The 19,674-nt window shown below is 68.8% G+C and carries 15 protein-coding genes and 2 pseudogenes; 8 read left to right on the plus strand and 9 right to left on the minus strand.

The features are described 5' to 3' along the window. Window positions 1-1,038 (minus strand): GNAT family N-acetyltransferase, encoded by a 1,038-nt coding sequence (locus AC2VOR_RS17925; RefSeq protein WP_486964241.1) that lies wholly within the window; start codon window positions 1,036-1,038, stop codon window positions 1-3. A gap of 229 nt (window positions 1,039-1,267) precedes the next feature. Here AC2VOR_RS17925 and AC2VOR_RS17930 point away from each other — a divergent pair, with 229 nt between their 5' ends. The 4 genes from AC2VOR_RS17930 (at window position 1,268) to AC2VOR_RS17945 (ending at window position 6,278) form a co-directional block, all read left to right on the plus strand. Continuing rightward, window positions 1,268-3,109 carry an AMP-dependent synthetase/ligase gene (locus AC2VOR_RS17930; RefSeq protein WP_486964242.1) on the plus strand — a complete coding sequence of 614 codons (1,842 nt, stop codon included), beginning with the start codon at window positions 1,268-1,270 and terminating at the stop codon, window positions 3,107-3,109. After that, window positions 3,106-4,437, plus strand: a complete 1,332-nt coding sequence (locus AC2VOR_RS17935) for a nicotinate phosphoribosyltransferase (RefSeq protein WP_369739314.1) — start codon at window positions 3,106-3,108, stop codon at window positions 4,435-4,437. The genes AC2VOR_RS17930 and AC2VOR_RS17935 overlap by 4 nt, the downstream gene beginning before the upstream one ends. 67 nt (window positions 4,438-4,504) lie before the next feature. Beyond that, on the plus strand, window positions 4,505-5,629 hold the full coding sequence (locus AC2VOR_RS17940; protein ID WP_369739315.1) for an Rv2629 family ribosome hibernation factor: 1,125 nt from the start codon (window positions 4,505-4,507) through the stop codon (window positions 5,627-5,629). A gap of 298 nt (window positions 5,630-5,927) precedes the next feature. Then, window positions 5,928-6,278 (plus strand): RtcB family protein, encoded by a 351-nt coding sequence (locus AC2VOR_RS17945; RefSeq protein ID WP_369741656.1) that lies wholly within the window; start codon window positions 5,928-5,930, stop codon window positions 6,276-6,278. An 88-nt stretch (window positions 6,279-6,366) separates the two neighbouring features. Here AC2VOR_RS17945 and AC2VOR_RS17950 read toward each other — a convergent pair whose 3' ends face one another. Both AC2VOR_RS17950 and AC2VOR_RS17955 read right to left on the minus strand, forming a co-directional pair. Beyond that, a complete protein-coding gene (locus AC2VOR_RS17950; protein ID WP_369739316.1) occupies window positions 6,367-7,170 on the minus strand; it encodes a sigma 54 modulation/S30EA ribosomal C-terminal domain-containing protein in 804 nt (267 codons plus the stop codon). A 50-nt stretch (window positions 7,171-7,220) separates the two neighbouring features. Beyond that, window positions 7,221-7,502 carry a DUF1876 domain-containing protein gene (locus tag AC2VOR_RS17955; RefSeq protein ID WP_369739317.1) on the minus strand — a complete coding sequence of 94 codons (282 nt, stop codon included), beginning with the start codon at window positions 7,500-7,502 and terminating at the stop codon, window positions 7,221-7,223. Between the two features lie 315 nt (window positions 7,503-7,817). Between AC2VOR_RS17955 and AC2VOR_RS17960 the strand changes: the two genes are divergently transcribed. Genes AC2VOR_RS17960 through AC2VOR_RS17970 form a run of 3 tightly spaced genes read left to right on the plus strand, consistent with a single transcriptional unit; the run spans window position 7,818 to window position 14,138 of the window. Further along, window positions 7,818-9,491 carry an NAD(P)-binding protein gene (locus AC2VOR_RS17960; protein WP_486964243.1) on the plus strand — a complete coding sequence of 558 codons (1,674 nt, stop codon included), beginning with the start codon at window positions 7,818-7,820 and terminating at the stop codon, window positions 9,489-9,491. Between the two features lie 4 nt (window positions 9,492-9,495). Further along, window positions 9,496-13,116, plus strand: a complete 3,621-nt coding sequence (gene nifJ / locus AC2VOR_RS17965) for a pyruvate:ferredoxin (flavodoxin) oxidoreductase (protein ID WP_486964244.1) — start codon at window positions 9,496-9,498, stop codon at window positions 13,114-13,116. Next, complete coding sequence (locus AC2VOR_RS17970) at window positions 13,113-14,138, plus strand: dihydroorotate dehydrogenase-like protein (protein ID WP_369739320.1); 1,026 nt, start codon at window positions 13,113-13,115, stop codon at window positions 14,136-14,138. Before nifJ ends, AC2VOR_RS17970 begins: the two co-directional genes overlap by 4 nt. 37 nt (window positions 14,139-14,175) lie before the next feature. Here the strand turns inward: AC2VOR_RS17970 and AC2VOR_RS17975 are convergent, their stop codons facing one another. The 4 genes and pseudogenes from AC2VOR_RS17975 to AC2VOR_RS17990 all read right to left on the minus strand — a co-directional run. Continuing rightward, a complete protein-coding gene (locus AC2VOR_RS17975) occupies window positions 14,176-15,546 on the minus strand; it encodes an MFS transporter (protein WP_486964245.1) in 1,371 nt (456 codons plus the stop codon). Window positions 15,547-15,659: 113 nt separating this feature from the next. After that, window positions 15,660-16,373, minus strand: a complete 714-nt coding sequence (locus tag AC2VOR_RS17980) for a phosphoadenylyl-sulfate reductase (RefSeq protein ID WP_486964246.1) — start codon at window positions 16,371-16,373, stop codon at window positions 15,660-15,662. A 126-nt stretch (window positions 16,374-16,499) separates the two neighbouring features. Beyond that, window positions 16,500-16,919 (minus strand): annotated as a pseudogene (locus tag AC2VOR_RS17985) (3-carboxy-cis,cis-muconate cycloisomerase); the annotation flags it as partial. Window positions 16,920-16,975: 56 nt separating this feature from the next. Further along, window positions 16,976-17,402 (minus strand): annotated as a pseudogene (locus tag AC2VOR_RS17990) (hypothetical protein); the annotation flags it as partial. A gap of 166 nt (window positions 17,403-17,568) precedes the next feature. Here AC2VOR_RS17990 and AC2VOR_RS17995 point away from each other — a divergent pair. Continuing rightward, window positions 17,569-18,009 (plus strand): pyridoxamine 5'-phosphate oxidase family protein, encoded by a 441-nt coding sequence (locus tag AC2VOR_RS17995; protein ID WP_369739323.1) that lies wholly within the window; start codon window positions 17,569-17,571, stop codon window positions 18,007-18,009. Window positions 18,010-18,022: 13 nt separating this feature from the next. On the opposite strand, the gene AC2VOR_RS18000 is transcribed toward AC2VOR_RS17995, so the two are convergent. Both AC2VOR_RS18000 and AC2VOR_RS18005 read right to left on the minus strand, forming a co-directional pair. Then, window positions 18,023-18,508 (minus strand): hemerythrin domain-containing protein, encoded by a 486-nt coding sequence (locus AC2VOR_RS18000; protein WP_369739324.1) that lies wholly within the window; start codon window positions 18,506-18,508, stop codon window positions 18,023-18,025. After that, the gene (locus AC2VOR_RS18005) at window positions 18,495-19,487 is read right to left on the minus strand and encodes a Rieske (2Fe-2S) protein (RefSeq protein WP_369739325.1); all 993 of its coding nucleotides are present in this window, start codon (window positions 19,485-19,487) and stop codon (window positions 18,495-18,497) included. Before AC2VOR_RS18005 ends, AC2VOR_RS18000 begins: the two co-directional genes overlap by 14 nt. Window positions 19,488-19,674: the final 187 nt, after the last annotated feature.

The following is a 19,674-nucleotide window of genomic DNA, read 5'->3' on the forward strand; positions in this document are numbered from 1 at the left end:
CTAGTCGACCGCGTGGATCACCTGGCGGGCCACGCGCCGGATCCGCCGGCACATGTCGGGGTCGAGGGGCACGTCGGCATCGGCGGGGATCTCCCCCGTCGTCGTGACCACCCCGGGCTCCTCGTGCTGCCAGCGAGCGTTCACCTTGTCGCCCAGCGCGCGGGCGGGCGGGTTGTCCGAGAAAACGCGGGCGTGGAACCGCTCGATCCCGTCGATGCGTGCGGCCAGCGCCAGCGCCCCCAACAGCAGCGTGCCGACGCCGCGGCCCTGGTAGGCGTCGGCCACGGTGAGCGCGACCTCGGCCGAGCCGTGGTCGTCCTCGTCGCGGATGAAGCGCGCGTCGGCGACGGCCGGCCCCTGCGGCCCGTCGGTGACAACCCAGACGAAGTGGTCGACGTAGTCGACCTCGAACAGGTAGGCCAGCCGGGCGTCGGTCGGAGTGCCACCCTGGTAGCGGCGGTAGAGGGTCTGCCGCGAGAAGCAACCGTCGCTCTTGAAACGCTCGGCGTCGCCGGGCAGGACCGGACGCAGCAGCAGCGCGGCACCGTCGTTGGTCGACACCGGAATCGGAGTGATGTAGGCGGCCAGCCGCTGCCGTGCGGTGCGGACCATCCGCTCGGCGACGACCGGCATGGCCAGCATGCGGTCGAAGGCGCCGGCGTATCCGGTGTACCCGAAGACATTGTCCATCGCCGTCACCGTCGCCGTTCTGGGTTGTTCTCGCAGCAGGGCGATTTCGCCAACGACCGTTCCCGGAGCGAGCCCGGTTTCGGCAACCTGGCCTCGGGGGCCGAGGTGGCTGATCGCGACGCGGCCCGAGGTGATGATCGCAAAGGACGTCGCCCGCTCGCCCTGCCGCATCAAGACCTCGCCGGGGACCGCGCGTAGCGGCATCAGGTCGGCAGCCAGAACAGCGAGGTCTTCCGCCGGAATGCCGGCGAAGACGTCCAGCGCGGCCAACTCCTCGGCGCACACGGCGCTCGCGGCAGCCCGCTCGGCGGCCACCGCCGGCCGTGATCGGCTGCCGCGGCGCGTCATGTCACCGACCCGGGTACTTGGTCACGGGCTGTACGCTACGCGAGCGGCGCGCCCGGCGCCGGGGCAATTAGCCGATGGGCGCGGTGACAAAAGGCCCTGCCCGGCCGGCGGTTCGCCGCCGGCGATCGGGTGACTTTCGTCTCTATCCCCGCGGCCGGGATCACCGCAGGATCGGGGTTACCGATAACCCAACCCGCGGCATTCGGCACGGCACCAATGGATTAGCGAAATGACAACACCACTCGCCTCGATGGAGAGGCCGGACTTCACCAAGATCGAAAATCGCGCGCCCTCGGTGGCGCGGATGTTTCTCGACCGCGTCGCCGCCACACCGCAAGCGGAAGCCTTTCGGTACCCACAGGACCACAGCTGGGACAGCGTCACCTGGCAGCAGGTCGGTGAGCGCGTCGCCAACATCGCGGGCGGGCTGATCGCGCTGGGGATCGCCCCGGAGGACCGGGTGGCGCTCGCGTCGTCGACGCGCTACGAGTGGGTGCTCGTCGACTTCGCCGTGATGTGCGCGGGCGCGGCGACCACCACGGTGTATCCGACGACGAACGCCGCCGACGTCGCCTACATCGTCGCCAATTCGGGCAGCCGCGTCGTCGTCGCCGAGGACCAGGGCCAGCTCGACAAGCTGCTCGAGCGCCGCACCGAACTGCCCGACGTGAGCAAGGTGGTGCTCATCGACGGCAACGGTGACGGCGACTGGGTGATCAGCCTGGCCGAACTGGAGCAGCTGGGCAAGCAATTGCTCGCCGACTCCCCCGACGCCATCCGGGAACGGGTCGCGGCGATCGGCCCGGCCCAGCTCGCCAGCCTGATCTACACGTCCGGTACCACCGGGCGGCCCAAAGGCGTGCGGCTGACCCACGGGGCGTGGACCTACACCGCCGCGGCCATCGACGCGCTGAACATCCTCGGGCCCGACGACCTGAACTTCCTGTGGCTGCCGCTGGCCCATGCGTTCGGCAAGGTGATGCTGGCGTTGCCGCTGCAGATCGGTTTCCCCACGGCGATCGACGGCCGGGTCGAGAGGATCGTCGACAACCTCGCGGACCTGCGGCCGACCATCATGGGCGCGGCACCGCGCATCTTCGAAAAGGCCCACGCCCGCATCGAGGGAATGGTCGCCGAGCGGGGACTGCTCACGAAAAAGATGTTCGACTGGGCGATCGCGGTCGGCAGGAACGTGTCCGAGGCCCGGCAGGCCGGCAGAAAGCCGTCGCTGGTGTCCTCGCTGGCCTACAAGGTCGCCGACCGCCTGGTGCTGGACACCATCCGGCAGCGCTTCGGCGGCCGGTTGCGGTTCTTCGTCTCGGCGGCCGCCGCCCTGGACCGCGACGTCGCGCGGTGGTTCGACGCCGTCGGGATCGTGGTGCTCGAGGGCTACGGGCTGACCGAGACCGCGGCCGCCTCGTTCATCAACCGCCCCCACGCCTACCGGTTCGGGACGGTCGGCTGGCCATTCCCGGCCACCGAGGTGAGGATCGCCGACGACGGCGAGATCCTGCTGCGGGGGCCGGGGCTGATGACCGCCTACCACGACCTGCCGGACGCCACCGCCGAAGCGCTCGACGCCGACGGCTGGTTCCACACCGGTGACGTCGGGGAGATCGACGCCGACGGGTTCCTGCGGATCACCGACCGCAAAAAGGACATGTTCAAGACCTCGCAAGGCAAATACGTTGCGCCGTCGGCGATCGACGCGAAGTTCAAGGGCCTGTGCCCGTATGCCAGCGAGCTGCTCGTGTACGGGGAGGGCAAGCCGTACTGCGTGGGGCTGGTCAGCCTCGACGGCGAGGCGATCGCGGACTGGGCCGCCAAGAACGGCTTGGCGGGCAAGCCTTTTGCCGAGATCGCGCACGACGAGAGGACGCGGGAGCTGATCGCGGGATACATCGACGCGCTCAACCTGGAGTTGAACCGTTGGGAGCAGATCAAGAAGTTCACGATCGCCGACCACGAGCTCTCGGTCGAGTCCGGTGATCTGACGCCGAGCCTGAAGCTACGCCGTAAGGCCGTGATCGAGAAGTTCGCGGACCGGCTGTCGGCGCTCTACGAGCAATGACCCCCGGGGCCCTGTTCACCGACCTCTACGAGGTCACGATGGCGCAGGCCTACCTGGCCCGGGGCATGTCGGGAACGGCGGTGTTCGAGACGTTCTTCCGCAAGCTTCCCGAGACCCGGTCCTACGTCATGGCCGCCGGATTGCCCGACGTGCTCGAGCATTTGGAGACACTGCACTTCACCCGGGCCGACATCGACTACCTGCGCGGACTGGGCTTGTTCACCGACGAGTTCCTGCGGGCGCTCGCCACCGTGCGGTTCACCGGCGACGTGTGGGCGGTGCCGGAGGGCACGGTGGTCTTTCCCCACGAGCCGATCGTGCAGGTGATCGCGCCGATCCTTGAGGCCCAGCTCGCCGAGACGTTCGTGGTGAACCAGATTCACCTGCAGAGCGTGCTGGCCAGCAAGGCCGCCCGCGTGGTCGACGCCGCGCGCGGCCGCACGGTGGTGGACTTCGGGGCGCGGCGCGCACACGGCACCGACGCGGCGCTCAAAGTCGCGCGGGCCGGCTACCTCGCCGGCCTGGCGGGCACCTCGAACCTGCTCGCTGCCCGCGAGTACGGGATTCCCGCGTTCGGCACGATGGCGCACAGCTTCGTGCAGGCTTTCGACAGCGAACTCGACGCGTTCGACGCGTTCGCCCGGATCTACCCCGGCACCACGTTGCTCGTCGACACCTTCGACACGCTGCGCGGCGTCGATCGCGTCATCGAGCTGACCCGCCGTGGCGCGGGTGTCGACGTGGCGGCGATCCGCCTCGACTCCGGGGACCTGGGCGCCCTAGCGAAGGCCGCCCGCGCGAAGCTCGACGCCGCGGGACTGAACCACATCGAGATCTTCGCCTCGTCGGGTCTCGACGAGTACCGCATCGCCGCGCTCGTGGCCGACGGATCCCCGATCGACGCGTTCGCCGTCGGCACCAAAGTCGTTGTTTCCCAGGATGCGCCCGCCCTCGACATGGCATACAAACTGGTGGAGTACGACGGCACCGGGCGGACCAAGTTCTCCAGCGGCAAGGTGATCTACCCGGGCCGCAAACAGGTGCTGCGGCGGCTGGCGGACGGCGTGTTCGCCGGCGATACCATCGCCCGGCCCGGCGAAGACTTCGGCGGCGAACCGCTGCTGGTGCCCGTCATGAAGGACGGCCGGCGCATGCCGCGCCACGATTCGGGCCTGGCGGAGTCGCGTGAGCGGGCGCGTCGGCAGATCGACCGGCTGCCGCCCGCGCTGCGCGCCCTGGACGCCGGCGAGCGGACCTACCCCGTGCAGGTCAGCCCGAGCATCACCGGCGAACTCGACGCGTTGCGGCACGCCCGGCAGGCGCGATGACCTTAGGCCCGAATCTGGGGGCTAACGACCCTCGCGTGCCCGCGCCCGGCGTTCCTAGCGTGATGCGATGCGATCAGAACGCCTCAAATGGCTGGCAAAAGCCGAAGGCCCCTTCGCGTCGGTGTACTTCGATGACTCCCACAACACCCTGGACGCCGTCGAGGTGCAGGAGACGCAGTGGCACGATATTCACGCCCGGCTCGAGGGCATGGGTGCGGCCGCGGAGCTGCTGGGCATGCTCGACGGGGCCGTGCTCAATCACCGGCCCGCCGTCGGGCGGCGCGGCCGCGCGGTGATCGCGACCGCCGAACAGGTGCTGGTCAACGAGCAGCTGGCCACCCCACCACCGGCCACCGTGGTCCGCCTGTCGGATTACCCCTACGTCCTGCCGTTGATCGACCTCGAAATGCGGCTCCCGACTTACGTGCTCGCCACGGTCGACCACGCCGGCGCCGACGTGAGCCTGTATCAGGGGACCGCGGTCAGCTCGAAGAGCATCGGCGGTGTCGGTTACCCGGTGCACAAGCCGGTGACAGCCGGCTGGAACGGTTACGGCGACCTTCAGCACACGACCGATGAGGCCGTGCGCATGAACTGCCGGGCCGTCGCCGACCATCTGACGCGGTTGGTGGACGAATCCCACCCCGAGGTGGTGTTCGTCAGCGGTGACGCCCGTTCGCTCGCCGAGCTGGTCCCCGCATTGCCCAAGCGGGTTGCCGACCGGGTGACACAGCTGCACGCGGGTACCCGCAAGAGCGCTATCGGCGCGGATGAGATCCGCGAGCTGACGGCCGCGGAGTTCGACCGGCGCCGCGGCGCCGAGATGGCCGACGTGGCCGAGCGCTTCGAAGCCGAACGCGGGCGCGACTCGGGCCTGGCGGTCGAGGGGCTGGCCGCCGTCTGCGCGGCGCTGCGCGACGGCGACGTCGACACGCTGATCGTCGGCGATCCGGGCGATGCCACCGTGGTCACCGCCGAGGCGCTGACGACCATCGCCCCCGACGCCGACGCGCTCTCCGAGCTCGGCGAACCGGTGGTACGGGTGGCGCGGGCCGACGAGGCGTTGCCGTTCAGCGCGATCGCGGTGGGCGCCGCCGTGATGCGCGCCGATAAACGGATCGCCCCGGCCGACGGGGTGGGTGCGGTGCTGCGCTACGCCGTCGCCGAGAGGTCCGGCCGTCGGGGCGCGTAGAAGCGGGCACCAGCTCTGCGAAATATCATGGCGGAAAGCGCTTCCGGGCACCGGGCTCTACCGCACATCGTGGCGATGGCGGCGATGGCCAACTCCGGTGGCGCCAAACGCCAATTGCTCACCGCGGCAACGCGCCGGGTATTCGATGACTAAACCGCGAGCGCGCTGGATCTGCTCTACGACGTATCGCACAATCTGGTTAATTTAAGATCGAAGTGACTCCGTCGACGGCCGGCCGCGCTGCCTGTGCGTTCACCGCAGAGGCGCCACCCGCTCACTGCCGCCGCATCACGCCGAACTGCCCGACGGGCTGGCATCGATCGGTCAACCGGTGCTCATCCCGGGAACGATGGGCACGGCGTCGTATGCGCTCGCCGGGGTGGTCGGCAATCCCGCGTTCTATTCCACCGCACACGGTGCCGGGCGCGTGCAGAGCCGTCATCAGGCGGCCCGCCACACCAGCGGAGGGCAGATACGTACCCGCCTTACGGCGGGCGGCATCCTCGTGCACGGCACCGCCCGCAGGGGAATCACCGAGGAAAAACCCGAGGCGTACAAGGAAATCGACCACGTCATCGAGGCCAGTCACCACGGCGGCCTGGCACGCAAGGTCGCCCGCCTGGTCCCGCTGGGGGTCGTCAAGGGCTGAGTCGAGAGCGGCGGTCCCGGACAGGGGGGAGTTTCCGGGACCGCCGCGGCACGGGGGTTTCATGCTCTCGACGGTTTACGCCGCGCGCTCAGTTCGCCGGTGTGATGAGCCCGTAATGACCGTCGTAGCGGTGGTACAGCACGCTGCCGCGCTCGCGTGCGGTGTCGACGAAGAACAGAAACGGCAGGCCGAGCAGCCCGATCCGTTCGATCGCCTGCTCGACGGTAAGCCGCGGGGCGGGCGCGGGACTGATGGTCAGCGGAAGCTCGAATGGTGCCAGGTCGTCGGCGGACTGCGGATCGATCTGCGCCAAGCGGTATTCGGCGGGGCCGCCCCGATAGAGCACGCTGTCTTGCCTGGTGCCCTTCTCGGTGAAGAGATGGAAGTCGTAGTCGAGCAGTTCCATCTCGAACCCGGCCTCGTCGACGGTGCACATGGGCACGCTGAACGACTTGTGCCGCATGACCCGACGTTCGCTTTCGGGCCGGGGGAAGTAATGCGGCCGGTGGGCGGGCTCGGACTGGTGCCGCCATTCGTGCGGCCCGCGGCGGGGCGTCCCGCCCCGCCTGGCTTCCCAGTGCTCGGCGCTGCGTTCCAGCCGGTGGCGCAGCCGCGCCTCGAGGCGGTCGACGGCCTCGCGCGCCGTGACCCCTTCGACCTGGGCGCGGACCAGCCGGCCGTCGACGTCGAGGTTCGCCTGCGCGATAACCCGGCGGGCGACCGCCGGGTCGCCGTGCTCGCTCAGCCGAACGTGAGCGTGCAGCACCGGCTCGTGGGTGAGCCGGCCGAGCTCACCGACCTTGGTCCGGGCGTAGTCGTCGGCGCCGGCCAGCCGGCCGTGCGTCGTGACCTCCACCTCAAAGGCGGCCGGTAACTCGGGGCGTTGTCTCATCATTCGTTGCTACGCTACGCTTTCAGGATTCGTTGCTGCAGGGCCAAAGGTCAGTGATGCAGCCGGGTGACCGGCTGATGGGTGCTGGTCTGGATGTCGGTCGACGTCAGCGCGAACAACTGGTTCGCCAGATCCGTCAGTGCGCGGGCGATGGCAAGCTCCTCGCCAATCTTGGCCACCGGCTCGTCGAGCGGGTCGACTCGCGCCAGGCCGATGCCGACGAGGGAGTTGCCCGCCCAGGACAGCCTCGCCTTGGCCCGGGTCCGCTCCTCGTGCTCGTCGATCAGCACGTCGATGTGGCAGGTCATACCGCCCTCGTGGTTGGCCGTCATCTACGGTCTCCTCGCGTTCATGGCTGGTCCCGATTCGACCACCGCCACACGACGCGCAGTAGGGGCGGAAGTCCCGAGTCGCGGGGCCGTTGATCGACCGTCCGAGCACGTCGTGGTGTGACATTCGGCCAGGCTCCCGCAGGGCTTAAGGCCCTACGCCCGCCGGCCGGCTGTGCCGTACAAACGTCGTAGCGATTCGGCGACAAAGGGATGCGCGTTCGTCGCGGCGGCCAGACGGGCACACCGACGGCTCCGCTGTCGGTCGGCGGAATCGTGTCGGCCTGGAGGGACGTCGTGTCGTTGAATCTGCCCGATATGACCCAGGTCCTGCGGGAAACGACGCGCAGGGGCGTGGGCAGCCACCGATGGCAGCGACCGCTCTACGTGGATCTGCTACCGCCGTGCAATCACGCCTGCCCGGCCGGCGAGAACATCCAGGCCTGGCTGGCCCACGCGCACGACGGAGAATACGAAAAGGCGTGGCGGGCGCTCGTCGAGGACAATCCGCTGCCGTCGACTCACGGGCGGGCGTGCTATCACCCCTGCGAAAGCGGCTGCAACCGCGCGTCACTGGACACATCCGTGGCGATCCACGCCGTCGAGCGCTTCCTGGGCGATCTCGCGGCCGACGAAGCCTGGCGCGTGCCCGTCGCGGCACCCAGCGGTAAGTCGGTTCTGGTCGTCGGCGCGGGTCCGGGCGGGCTGGCGTGCGCCTATCACCTGGCGCGCATGGGTCACCGTGTCGAGATCCGGGATGCCGCCGAGGAACCCGGCGGGATGATGACCTGCGGCATCCCGGCTTATCGCCTGCCGCGCGAACCGCTGCGCCAGGAGGTCGCCCGCATCACTGCCATGCCGGGGATCACCCTCACGTGCGGCCATCGCGTCGAGGATGTGGCCGGCGAGATGCGCACTGGCGGCTTCGACGCCGTCTTCGTGGCCGTCGGCGCCCAGGAGGCCAACCACCTGGACATTCCGGCGATGGACGGCAAAAAGCTCACCGACGCGGTCGCGCTGCTCGGCGAGGCGAAAAAGGGTCGCCAACCCCGGCTCGGCCGTGCGGTGGCGGTCATCGGTGGCGGCGATGTCGCCATGGATGCCGCTCGCACCGCCCGGCGGCTCGGGGCACGCGACGCGGTGCTGGTGTACCGCCGCGACGAGTCCCATCTCGCGGCATCGCCCGGCGAGGCCCGCGAGGCGTTCGCGGAGGGCGTGAAGATCAAGTGGCTCAGCACCGTCGAACAGTTCGGCGCCGCGGGGATTCTGATCGAAAAGGTCGCGATGAACCCCGACGGCAGCCTTACCCCGACCGGCGAAACCGAGCGCATTGCCGCCGATTCGGTCGTGCTGGCCATCGGCCAGCACAGCGACCTGTCCTTGCTGCGCGGCGCGGCCGGTGTCCGGATCAACCCGGACAATGTGGTGCAGGTGGACGAGGTCTTGATGACCGGGCACCCGGGGGTCTTCGCCGGCGGGGACTGCATCGGCGGCCCCCGGACCATGACCGCGGCCGTCGGGCACGGCAAGCTGGCGGCACGCGCCATGGACGCCTGGATGAGAGGCGAAACCTACCGGCACCCGCCCTCGCACCCGCTGGTCACCTTCGACATGCTGCATCTGCTCGACTACTTGGACGCCCCGCGCAGCCAACAGCCCGAAGTCCCGCCCGCGCAGCGCGGCGGGTTCGGCGAAATCGTGGCGGGTCTGGACGAAACGCAGGCGCGCTACGAGGCACAACGCTGCCTGTCGTGCGGCAACTGCTTCGAATGCGACAACTGCTACGCGGCCTGCCCCGAACAGGCGATCACCCGCCTGGGCCCCGGGCGCGGCTACAGCGTCGAACTCGACCTGTGTACCGGCTGCGCAACGTGTTTCGAGCAGTGCCCGTGCCACGCCATCGAGATGGTGCCCGAGCCGCCCGGGCAGCCCGCGCCGTCGGGCAGGCACCGCGAAGCGTTGACGCCGAGCAGTTTCAAGGTACGGAGATAGGCGCATGCGGCAACCACCCGAGGCACCACGAGGAGCCGATGCGACGGAGCGCGACGACACTGTCGACGGCAACACCGCCGTGGCGCACATCGCCTATCGGGTCAACGAGGTCTGCGCCATCTACCCGATCACCCCGTCGTCGCCGATGGCCGAACTGGCCGATGCCTGGTCGGATCGGGGCCTGTGCAACATCTGGGGCAGCGTCCCGGTCGTGCAGGAGATGCAGTCGGAGGGCGGCGCCGCGGGCTGTGTGCACGGCTCACTGCAAAGCGGCGCGCTGACAACGACTTTCACCGCCTCGCAGGGCCTGATGCTAATGCTGCCCAACATGTACAAGATCGCCGGCGAGCTGACCTCGACGGTTTTTCACGTGGCCGCACGCGCGCTGGCCGCCGGGGCCTCCTCGATCTTCGGCGACCATCAAGACGTCATGGCCGCGCGGGTCACCGGCTTCGGGATTCTCGGCGCCGCCTCGGTGCAGGAAGCCCATGACCTTGCGCTGGTCGCGCAGGCCGCCACGCTCACGGCGCGCGTCCCATTGATCCACTTCACCGACGGCTTTCGAACCTCGCACGAGTACAACAAGATTGCGCTGCTGCCCGACGCCCACATCTCCGCCATGATCGACGATGACGTGGTGCACGCCCACCGCGAGCGCGGCCTGAGCCCGGAACGCCCGGTCATCAGGGGGACCTGGCAGAACCCGGACACCTATTTCCAGACACGCGAGGCGGTGAACCCCTTCTACGCCCGCCTGCCTGCGATCGTGCAGTCGAGCATGGACCGGCTCGCGGCTCTGTGCGGCCGGCGCTATTCCCTGTTTCGCTACGACGGCCCGCACGACGCCGAGCGCGTGGTCATCAGCATGGGGTCGGCCGCCGAAGTCGTGCGCGAGACCGCGCGCTGGCTCAATCGCCGTGGCGAGAAGGTGGGTGCCCTGCAGGTCCTGCTGTATCGGCCGTTCTCCGCCGAACACTTCCTGGACGCGCTGCCGCAGACCGTGCGCTCGATCGCGGTGCTCGACCGGACGAAAGAGCCCGGCGCGCCGATGGAACCACTGCACGCCGACGTCGTGGCGGTACTGAGCGACGCCGTCGCCGAGGGCCGGCTCACGCGGATGCCGAGGGTGATCGGTGGACGATACGGACTGTCCTCCAAGGATTTCCATCCCGGGATGGCCAAGGCGGTGTTCGACGAACTGGCCAAGCCGGTGCCTCGCAACCACTTCACGGTCGGGATCATCGACGATGTCGGCCACACCAGCCTCGACTACGACCGGACACTGGACATCGAGCCCGACGACACCGTGCGCTGCCTGTTCTTCGGGCTCGGGGCCGACGGGACGGTCGGCGCCAACAAGAACAGCGTCAAGATTCTCAGCCAGGCGCCGCAGCGTTACGCCCAGGCCTACTTCGAATACGATTCCCACAAGTCGGGCGCCGAGACGGCATCGCACCTGCGCTTCGGGACGCGGCCGATCGCGGCGCCCTACCTGATCCGCCACGCCGACTTCGTGGCCTGCCACAAATTCAGCTTTCTGACCAAGCGCGACGTCCTCGGCGCGGCTGTCCCGGGAGCGACGTTCCTGCTCAACAGCCCCTACGGACCCGACGACGTCTGGGGTCGGCTTCCACACCAGGTCCAAAGGCAGATCATCGACAAGAAGCTGCGTTTCCACGTCATCGACGCCTCGGCCGTGGCGCTGCGGATCGGGCTTGGGCCACGGGTGAACACCATCCTGCAGACCTGCTTTTTCCACCTGGCCCGGGTGTTGCCGTCCGCGGAGGCCACCGCCGAAGTCAAACGCTTCATCGAAAAAACCTACGCCGGCAAGGGCGAAGCGGTGGTGAAGCTCAATTTCGCCGCGGTCGACGCCGCCCTCGACGCCCTGCATGAGGTGCACGTGCCCGAGACGCCCACCACCGGCAGCGAAGAAATGCCACCGATCGTCGCGCCCGACGCGCCGGAGTTCGTGCGCCGGGTCACCGCGGAGATCATGGCCGGGCGCGGCGATGACATCCCCGTGAGCCGGCTGCCGGTGGACGGCACCTTTCCGGTGGGCACGACACAGTACGAGAAGCGCAACATCGCCGTGCAGGTGCCCATCTGGGATCCGGCGCTGTGCATCCAGTGCGGCCAGTGCAGCATCGTCTGCCCGCACAGCGTGATCCGCGTGAAGACGTACAACGCGAATAGCCTGACCGACGCGCCGGAGGACTTCCCGTCCGCGCCGGTCAACGCCCGCGGCTATCCCGACGCGCGCTTCACCCTGCAGATCTACGTCGAGGACTGCACCGGCTGCGGTGTCTGCGTGGAGAACTGCCCGGCCTACAGCCAAGCGGGCGACGACCGGCGCGCCATCAATATGGGCGACAAGCTGCCGATCCTGCGGCAGGAACGCGACAACATCGCATTCTTCGAGACACTGCCCACACCCGACCGCCAACAGGTGAACTTCGCCAATGTGCGCGGAGTGCAACTCCTGGAGCCGCTGTTCGAGTTCTGCGGCGCCTGTGCCGGATGCGGCGAAACCCCTTATCTGAAACTGATCTCACAGCTTTTCGGTGACCGGCTGCAGATCGCCAACGCGACGGGTTGTTCGTCGATCTACGCGGGTAACACCCCCACCCATGCCTGGAAGGCCAACGCCGACGGGCGCGGCGCGGCATGGTCCAACTCGCTCTTCGAGGACAATGCCGAATTCGGTCTGGGCTACCGGCTGGCGATCGACAAGCAGACCGGCCTGGCCCGCGACCTCCTGACCCGGCTCGCGCCCCAGCTCGGAGCGGATCTGGCCGGGGCGCTGCTGCAGGCCACCCAGCGCACCGAATCCGAGTACGCCGCGCAGCGCACCCGCGTGGCGGCCCTGAAAGCCGAGTTGGCGCCGATCGGGTCGCGCGATGCGCAGATGCTGCTGACCGTCGCCGACTTCCTGGTCCGTCGCAGCGTGTGGATCGTCGGCGGTGACGGCTGGGCCTATGACATCGGCTACGGCGGCCTCGACCACGTGCTGGCCCAGGGCCGCGACGTCAACGTGCTCGTCCTCGACACCGAGGTCTACTCGAACACCGGAGGCCAGTCTTCCAAGGCGACTCCCCTGGGCGCCTCGGCGAAATTCGCGGCGGCGGGAAAGCGTGTGCCACGCAAAGACCTTGCCATGCAAGCGATCTCCTACGGCAACGTATACGTGGCTCAGATCGCGCTCGGCGCCAACTCCGAACAGGCGTTGATCGCGCTGCGCGAAGCCGAGGCATTCGAGGGCCCGTCGGTCGTGCTTGCGTATTCGCAGTGCATCGCCCACGGCATCGACATGCGCACCGGCATGAAAGAGCAAGCCCGTGCCGTGGCCAGCGGCCACTGGCCCTTGTTCCGGTTCGACCCGACGATGCGCAAGAAGGGCCTGAACCCGTTCCGGCTGGACTCCCCCCGCCCGCGGATTCCGCTGCGCGACTACGCCTACCGTGAGCTTCGCTACAGCACACTCACCAGAAGCCACCCCGAGAAGGCGGCCGAGATGCTGCGCCAGGCCCAAGCGGCCGCCGACGAGCGGTACCGGAGCTACGAAGACCTCGCGGCGCGCGACGGCAGCCGCTTTCTGCCGCACTGGGAAGACGTCACGGAATGACCGGGCCGAGTCACGTGGACCTGCGAACGCGGTATCTCGGGCTCGACCTCGAACACCCGATCGTCGCCTCGGCGTCTCCGCTGACCGCCGGCCTGGACGGCATCCTGCGTCTCGCCGACGCGGGTGCCGCGGCGATCGTGATGGCCTCGATCTACCAAGAGCAGATCGTCGCCGAGGAGCTGGCTCAGGCGGCGCTGCTCGAACAGGGCAGCGAGACCCAGCCGGAGGCCGCCGGGTACTTCCCCGAAATCCCCGCGGAACGGGGCATTTTGGAGGGCTGGCTGCGGACGCTTCGGATGGCGGCGCGGCGCGCAGGAGTGCCCATCATCGCGAGCCTGAACGCCAAATCCGGTTCGGGCTGGGTCGACGTCGCGCGTCGACTGCAGGACGCCGGCGCCAGCGCGGTCGAGCTCAACATCTATCGGGTACCCGCCGACCCGGCCGAAACCGGCGCGGCGCTGGAAGACAGCTACATCGAAATACTGCGGGCGGTCAAGGACGCCGTCAGCGTTCCCGTCGCAGTCAAGATCTCCCCGTTCTTCAGTTCACCGGCACATATGGCGACCCGAATGGTGCAAAGCGGCGCCGACGGCCTTGTCCTGTTCAACAGGTTCTACGGCCCCGACATCGACCTCGAATACCTGAAACCGAGATCCGATCTTCGGCTCAGCACACCCTATGACATCCGGCTGCCGCTCCTGTGGATCGCGTTGCTCTCGCCGGTGTTGGACGCCTCGATCGCCGCAAGCACCGGCGTGTGGACACCGGACGAAGTCGTCAAGTATCTTCTGGCCGGCGCCGACGTGACGATGACAACCTCGGCCCTGCTCGCCCACGGCCCCGAACATGTCTCCACGCTGGTGGACGGCCTGCGCGACTGGATGCACAACCGGGGATTCGAGTCCGTCGCCGCCCTCAAGGGCCGGCTGGCCGCGGGCCAGAATCCTGCCGACACAGCCGAACTCATGCGTGCCCAATATCACGAGATCCTGACCACCAACTACCCGGACATCGGGCGATGACGGTCCGCGCCGCCTGGTCGGCAGGCCACGCGCCCGGTTACAGCCCCTGTGCGGCAGGGGGCCTCACGTAGCGCGCCCAGGTCAGCAACGCGGCCCCGACATAGCACACCAGAAAGCTGACGAATGCCGGGGTCTCGGTGTGGGTGCTCAGATAAGACTGCCGCAGCACCAGATTGGTCACCGTCGCGCCGAGTGCCCCGAGCGCACCGGCCAGCCCGAGAACCGAACCCGACATGGCGCATTGCTGGTGCCGGCGTTGCTCCTCGCTGACATCCAGTGTGCGGCAACGCGCCGCGAAGACCGTCGGGATCAGCTTGGACACCGATCCCTTGCCCACGCCGCAAAAGATGAACAGCACGATGAACCCGGCGATGTAGCCGGCCATCGTCAGGATCGTCTTGGGGCCTCCGGGTCCGCCGATCACGTCTTGGCGGCTGCTGACGCCGACCAGGAAGCCGCCGGCCGCGATCATGCCGGCAAGAGCGGCCAGGGTGACGCGGCCACCCCCGAGGCGGTCGCTCAACCAGCCCCCGATCACGCGTGCGACCGACCCCAGCAGTGGCCCCACGAAGGCGACCTCGGCGGCGTGCAACGACGCCTGCGCATGGCTTTGCCCGCGGGCCAACAAGTTCAGATGTATCACCTGGCCGAAGGCGAAGGCAAAACCCAGGAATGATCCGGAGACGGTCACGTAGAGCAACAAGATTCCCCACGTATCGGGCATCGCGAGGGCGCTCCGCATGTCGGCCACCCTGATGGGCTGGGAGAAGTTGTCCATGAACAGCGCCGCGCCGGCGCCGACGACGGCCAGCAGCACCAGGTAGATCGCGCACACCCAGTACGGTTCCCGGTGACCGGCGGCCGCCAGCACCAGCAGTCCGACCACTTGGACAGACGCCGCCCCCAGGTTGGCTATCCCCCCGGTGAGACCCAGCGCCAAACCCTTGAGGCGCTGCGGGTAGAGCACTTCGGCGTTGGCCAGCGCTGCCGCGTAATTGCCGCCACCCAATCCGGTCAAACCCGCGCACACCAGGTACGGCCACAACGGCAGGCCGGGATTGGCCAACAGCACCATCGCCCCGCTCGTGGGGATCAGCAGTATCAGCGACGAGAACGTCGCCCAGTTGCGCGCGCCGAACCTGGTGGTGGCCATCGTGTAGGGGATGCGCGCGACCGCACCGACCAGGGCTGCGGTGGCGCCCACCAGCAGCTTGTCGCTTGGCGTGAAGCCGTAGACGGCCTGCGGCATGAACAGCACCATTACCGACCACAGGTACCAGATCGAAAAGGCGACATGGGCGGTGGCGATCGACCAGACCAGGTTGCCGCGGGCGATGGCGTCGTTACCCGTGCGCCAGGCCGTGGCGTCTTCCGGGTCCCAATCCACTATGTGATGCGTATCAGCCATCCGGCCCACCTTTCACCGCGGGTTTCGGCCGGGCATCCGTCACGTCGCTGGTTCGGGAGATATTGCGCGGGAACCCATCCAGCGCTCACCGCCGCAGTCCGTGCGCTACCCGCTCACGAAGCGTGCAGGCCGCATTCGACCTTCGCGTGTCCCGGCCAGCGCCCGCTGCGCGGGTCGGCGCCCGGCGCCGGCTTTGCGGTGCACGGGGCGCACCCGATCGAGGGGTAACCCTCCTCGACAAGCGGGTTCACCAGCACGTTGCGCTCGGCGATGTAGTCGGCCATGTCCCGGTCAGACCACGCGGCCAGCGGGTTGACCTTCACCAGCTTGAACTTCTCGTCGAAACTGATCAACGGCGCGCCCGCACGTGTGGGCGCGTCGACGCGGCGCAGTCCGGTCACCCAGGCCGAATACCCGTGCAAAACTTTGGTCAGCGGGACGACCTTGCGCAGCCGGCAACATTCGTCGGGGTCGCGGGCAAACAGATCCTTGCCCAAGAGGGCGTCCTGCTCGGCTACGGTGTGCTCCGGTGTCACGTTGAGCAACCGGATGTCGTACGTGGTTTCAACCGCGTCGCGGGTGCCGATGGTCTCGGGGAAGTGATACCCGGTGTCCAGGAACAACACCGGCACACCCGGCCGCACCTCGGCGGCCAGGTCGATCAGCACCGCGTCCTGCATGTTGGACGCCACCACATAGCCGTCGGGGCCGAAGGTCGCGTCCGTCCAGCGCAACAGCTCGGTCGCCCCGGCGTCCGGCAACTCCAATGCGCCGCGTGCGGCTAACCCACGCAGTTCGGTTTCGGTAAAACGCCGTGACCCGTTCATCCCCATGCCTCCGTCCGACGACTTGTGAAGTGTCCCAGCGCTATCAGATCACTCGAGCGGGTCCCGCGGTAGGGACCGAAGCCCCTTTCCTTTCGGGCGTGCGGCCTCAGGGCACGCCGATCGCAGTCAGCCCCGAAGGACGCGCCGGGGGCGGGTCACGCTCTCCTCGATGAACCGGTCGACCGCTCCGAAATAGGTGGGCGAGGCCGCCTTGCCGGCCAGTTCGGCTATGGCGCGTTGTTCGCCCAGAACGTCGGTGGCCCAGAGGTTCTCGGCCATGCGAGCGGCGTGTACGTCGAGTCCGGCCAGTAGCTCGGTGCATTGCGAACCTGCGACGACGGTACGGCGGGCCAACGTGCGCAGCGTGTCCCATTCGGCATGCCATGCGCCGTCGGGCCGCTCGTCGTGGGCCAACGCGGCGGCGGTGTGCAGGGTCGCGGCCAGCTGCGGCGCGGTGATGGCGGTCCGCCGGATCAGCACGGACAGCACCGGGTTTCGCTTGTGCGGCACCGAGGACGATCCCCCGCGGTGCTCACCCGCCGGCTGCGGTCACCGGGGTAGGACAACCCGAGGTGCAGGAAGGGACCCGCCGTTTGCCCTGGCGTGCGGCCGGGTTCAACCATCGTCGGTCCAGGTTCGGCCAGCACGATGTCCCAGCGGTAGCCGGTCGCGTACTCCGGTTCGGTGAGGTCGTGGTCGTAGCCGGCGATCAGCCGCCGGCGCGCGGCGGGGTCGATAACGGACCCGAGAATCGGGTCGAGGGCGCACGGCCCGCCCCGTCGAGCAGCCGACCGGCCACGGCGATGCGCTCCCCGATCGGCTCACCGGCATGGCCGGACGTCAGGTCGGCGTCGGCGGGATCGACGTCCCGCTCGCCGAAACACGGGGCCCCCGTTCGGCCCCTTCGGAGTCGACGGCGAGCGGGGGCCGCTGCGGGTGGCGCAGCGCCGTGCCCCGGTACGGCGGGTAGTCGAGCCGCGGCCGCGCGTCCCCCGCGGCTGCCCGGTGCTCGGCGGCGATGCCGGCCATCTCCGCCGTGATGTCGTCCTGCGAGACGCTCGGCGCTCATGAGCCGTGAGGCTACTCCCGCCCGACGCGGTGACAACCGTCCGCCGAGATAGGGCCTTGCGGCCCTTATCGGATCCGGCCCCGCCACGGCAACCTTGAGCGACAAGCTCCACCCGAGGTGACAACGATGAACGCAATACTGGTCCGCCCAGACGGATTCACCGCAACCGAACTGACCCGCGCCGAGGCGATGCGCCTGCTGGCGAGCGTCAGCTACGGGCGCGTGGTGCTCAGCGTGGGCGCACTGCCGGCGATCCGCGCGGTCAACCATCTCATCGACGAGGGCCGGATCATCCTGCGCACCCGGTTGACCGCCCCCGCCTCCGGAACCCGGCGCGCCAACGCGCATTCGGGTCTGGTCGTGGCCTACGAAGCCGACGACCTCGACCCGGACCGGCACACGGGCTGGAGCGTCGTGGTCACCGGCATGGCGAAGACGGTCAGCGATCCCGGCGCCATCGCCCGCTACGAGCGCCTGCTGCGTCCGTGGGTCAACGAGGCCGACACGGTCGTCGCGATCGAACCGCAGATCGTCACCGGCATGCGCCTCGCGCCCGACGGCGACTGACGGTCGCGGACCGCTACAGGGCCCGGACCAGCGCCGCCCGGCCCTTGGTCCGCAGCCGGTGCAGGGCAGAACCGCGGTAGCGCTCCATCATGGCGGCCATCTTGTCACCGAGTTCCTCGAGTTGGGCGTCGGTGAGCTCGACCTCGGGGGGAGCCGGGATCAGGTCGCGCTCCTCCTCGTCGGCGTGCGCCTCCAGGACGGTCTTGAACGAGTTCCACTCCTGCTCGTACCCGGGTGCGCTCTGCGGGGTCTTCAGCAGCACGGACAGCTGGTCGACCACCTGGCGATGTTCGGCGTGGGCGATCGCGATCAACCTGCTGGCCTTCTTGAGGGCCGGGTAGTACAGGTCGTCCTCGATGCGGAAATGGATGTCGAGCTCGATCAGCATGTCGTCGAAAAAGTCGTGCCGCTCTTGCGAATTCACCGGCGACCGGCTGATCTTGCCGCCCAGCCCCTTGAGCACGGTGTGGTGCTCCTTCAACACGTCATAGGCGTTCACTTGGCTCCTCCCTCTCGAATCCCTCTCGAATCCCCGTCGCCCCGCGGACGAACGACGTGGCCTCGCCGCGGACCTCGACCGTTCCGTCGACCAACCGGGCCTCATAGCACGGCAACGGGGCCGCCGACGGGCCCCGCAGCACCTCACCGGATTCGGCCGAGAACCACGAGCCGTGCCAGGGGCACACGAGCCGGCCCCGGTCGACCCAGCCGTCGGCCATCGGAGCCGCCAGGTGCGGGCAGAACTCGCCGAACGCGGCGACCTCGTCGGGGCCGGTCCGGCACACCACCAGCCCCACACCGTCGACCTCCACCCGCACCGGTTTCCCGTTCAGCGATTCGGCGGGCAGCACCGGTGTCCACTCCCTGGTGCGCAGCCGCTCGCCGGAGCGGTCGATGCCGATCCCGGACTCGAACACCAGGGCCCCGCCGAGGTAGCTGCCGGCGACGGTGATGCCGTAACCCAGCGCCGTCAGGGCGATGCCGCGGTAGTGACGGCCCCGGCGGCGGTCCCGCCAGGACTGGGCGTACAGCGCGGTCGCGGCCAGGTTCACCAGGCCGTGTACCAGCCCCACCCGGCGGTCCTCCTCGTGGGTGTGCTGCCAGTCGGTGACGCCGGTGACGGCCGACCCGACGCTGGCCAGGATGCCCACCCCCAGCGCGCGGCCCGCGAACCGCGCGGCGTCGCGGACCTCGCCGCGCCGCTGCCCCGGCAGCAGACTGAGGGCGTCCAGGGCGACGGTTGTGCCGAGCGCCCCGCTGGTCAGCGACGCCAACGGCGGGTGCGCCGGGTGCCCCAGCCACACGCCGTGCAGTGCGTTCGTGACCCCGTTGCGCGCCCCGCCCAGCCCGTTGTAGGCGAAGCTCAGCAGGTGCTCCAGCCGGTAGCTCGGCCGGTCCAGCCATTCCTGGCGCCCGATCGCGGACACGACCCGTTCTCCGAGTCCCTGCAACCGGGCACTTCGTGTCCGACCAGCCATGCCACCAGCCCTTCCCGCCGAGAGACAGACGACGTTGCTCGAGGCAAAACCCGAGGATTACCTCGCGGTTAATTTTTGCTCACACGCCTGACAGCCCTAACGTGACCACAGTAACGCCGGTCGCCCGTCTCTATCCTTGCCAACCACCTGTGAATTAGCCCAAATCATTCTTGTAAAAACCTGGCCA

This window comes from Mycobacterium sp. TH-M103 (genome assembly GCF_057473785.1).

Excerpts from the sequence above, each read along its gene's own strand:
- AC2VOR_RS17925 (WP_486964241.1), bottom strand. The coding sequence starts at position 1,038 with ATGACGCGCCGCGGCAGCCGATCACGGCCGGCGGTGGCCGCCGAGCGG.
- AC2VOR_RS17930 (WP_486964242.1), top strand. The coding sequence starts at position 1,268 with ATGACAACACCACTCGCCTCGATGGAGAGGCCGGACTTCACCAAGATC.
- AC2VOR_RS17935 (WP_369739314.1), top strand. The coding sequence starts at position 3,106 with ATGACCCCCGGGGCCCTGTTCACCGACCTCTACGAGGTCACGATGGCG.
- AC2VOR_RS17940 (WP_369739315.1), top strand. The coding sequence starts at position 4,505 with ATGCGATCAGAACGCCTCAAATGGCTGGCAAAAGCCGAAGGCCCCTTC.
- AC2VOR_RS17950 (WP_369739316.1), bottom strand. The coding sequence starts at position 7,170 with ATGAGACAACGCCCCGAGTTACCGGCCGCCTTTGAGGTGGAGGTCACG.
- AC2VOR_RS17955 (WP_369739317.1), bottom strand. The coding sequence starts at position 7,502 with ATGACGGCCAACCACGAGGGCGGTATGACCTGCCACATCGACGTGCTG.
- AC2VOR_RS17960 (WP_486964243.1), top strand. The coding sequence starts at position 7,818 with ATGACCCAGGTCCTGCGGGAAACGACGCGCAGGGGCGTGGGCAGCCAC.
- nifJ (WP_486964244.1), top strand. The coding sequence starts at position 9,496 with ATGCGGCAACCACCCGAGGCACCACGAGGAGCCGATGCGACGGAGCGC.
- AC2VOR_RS17970 (WP_369739320.1), top strand. The coding sequence starts at position 13,113 with ATGACCGGGCCGAGTCACGTGGACCTGCGAACGCGGTATCTCGGGCTC.
- AC2VOR_RS17975 (WP_486964245.1), bottom strand. The coding sequence starts at position 15,546 with ATGGCTGATACGCATCACATAGTGGATTGGGACCCGGAAGACGCCACG.
- AC2VOR_RS17980 (WP_486964246.1), bottom strand. The coding sequence starts at position 16,373 with ATGAACGGGTCACGGCGTTTTACCGAAACCGAACTGCGTGGGTTAGCC.
- AC2VOR_RS17995 (WP_369739323.1), top strand. The coding sequence starts at position 17,569 with ATGAACGCAATACTGGTCCGCCCAGACGGATTCACCGCAACCGAACTG.
- AC2VOR_RS18005 (WP_369739325.1), bottom strand. The coding sequence starts at position 19,487 with ATGGCTGGTCGGACACGAAGTGCCCGGTTGCAGGGACTCGGAGAACGG.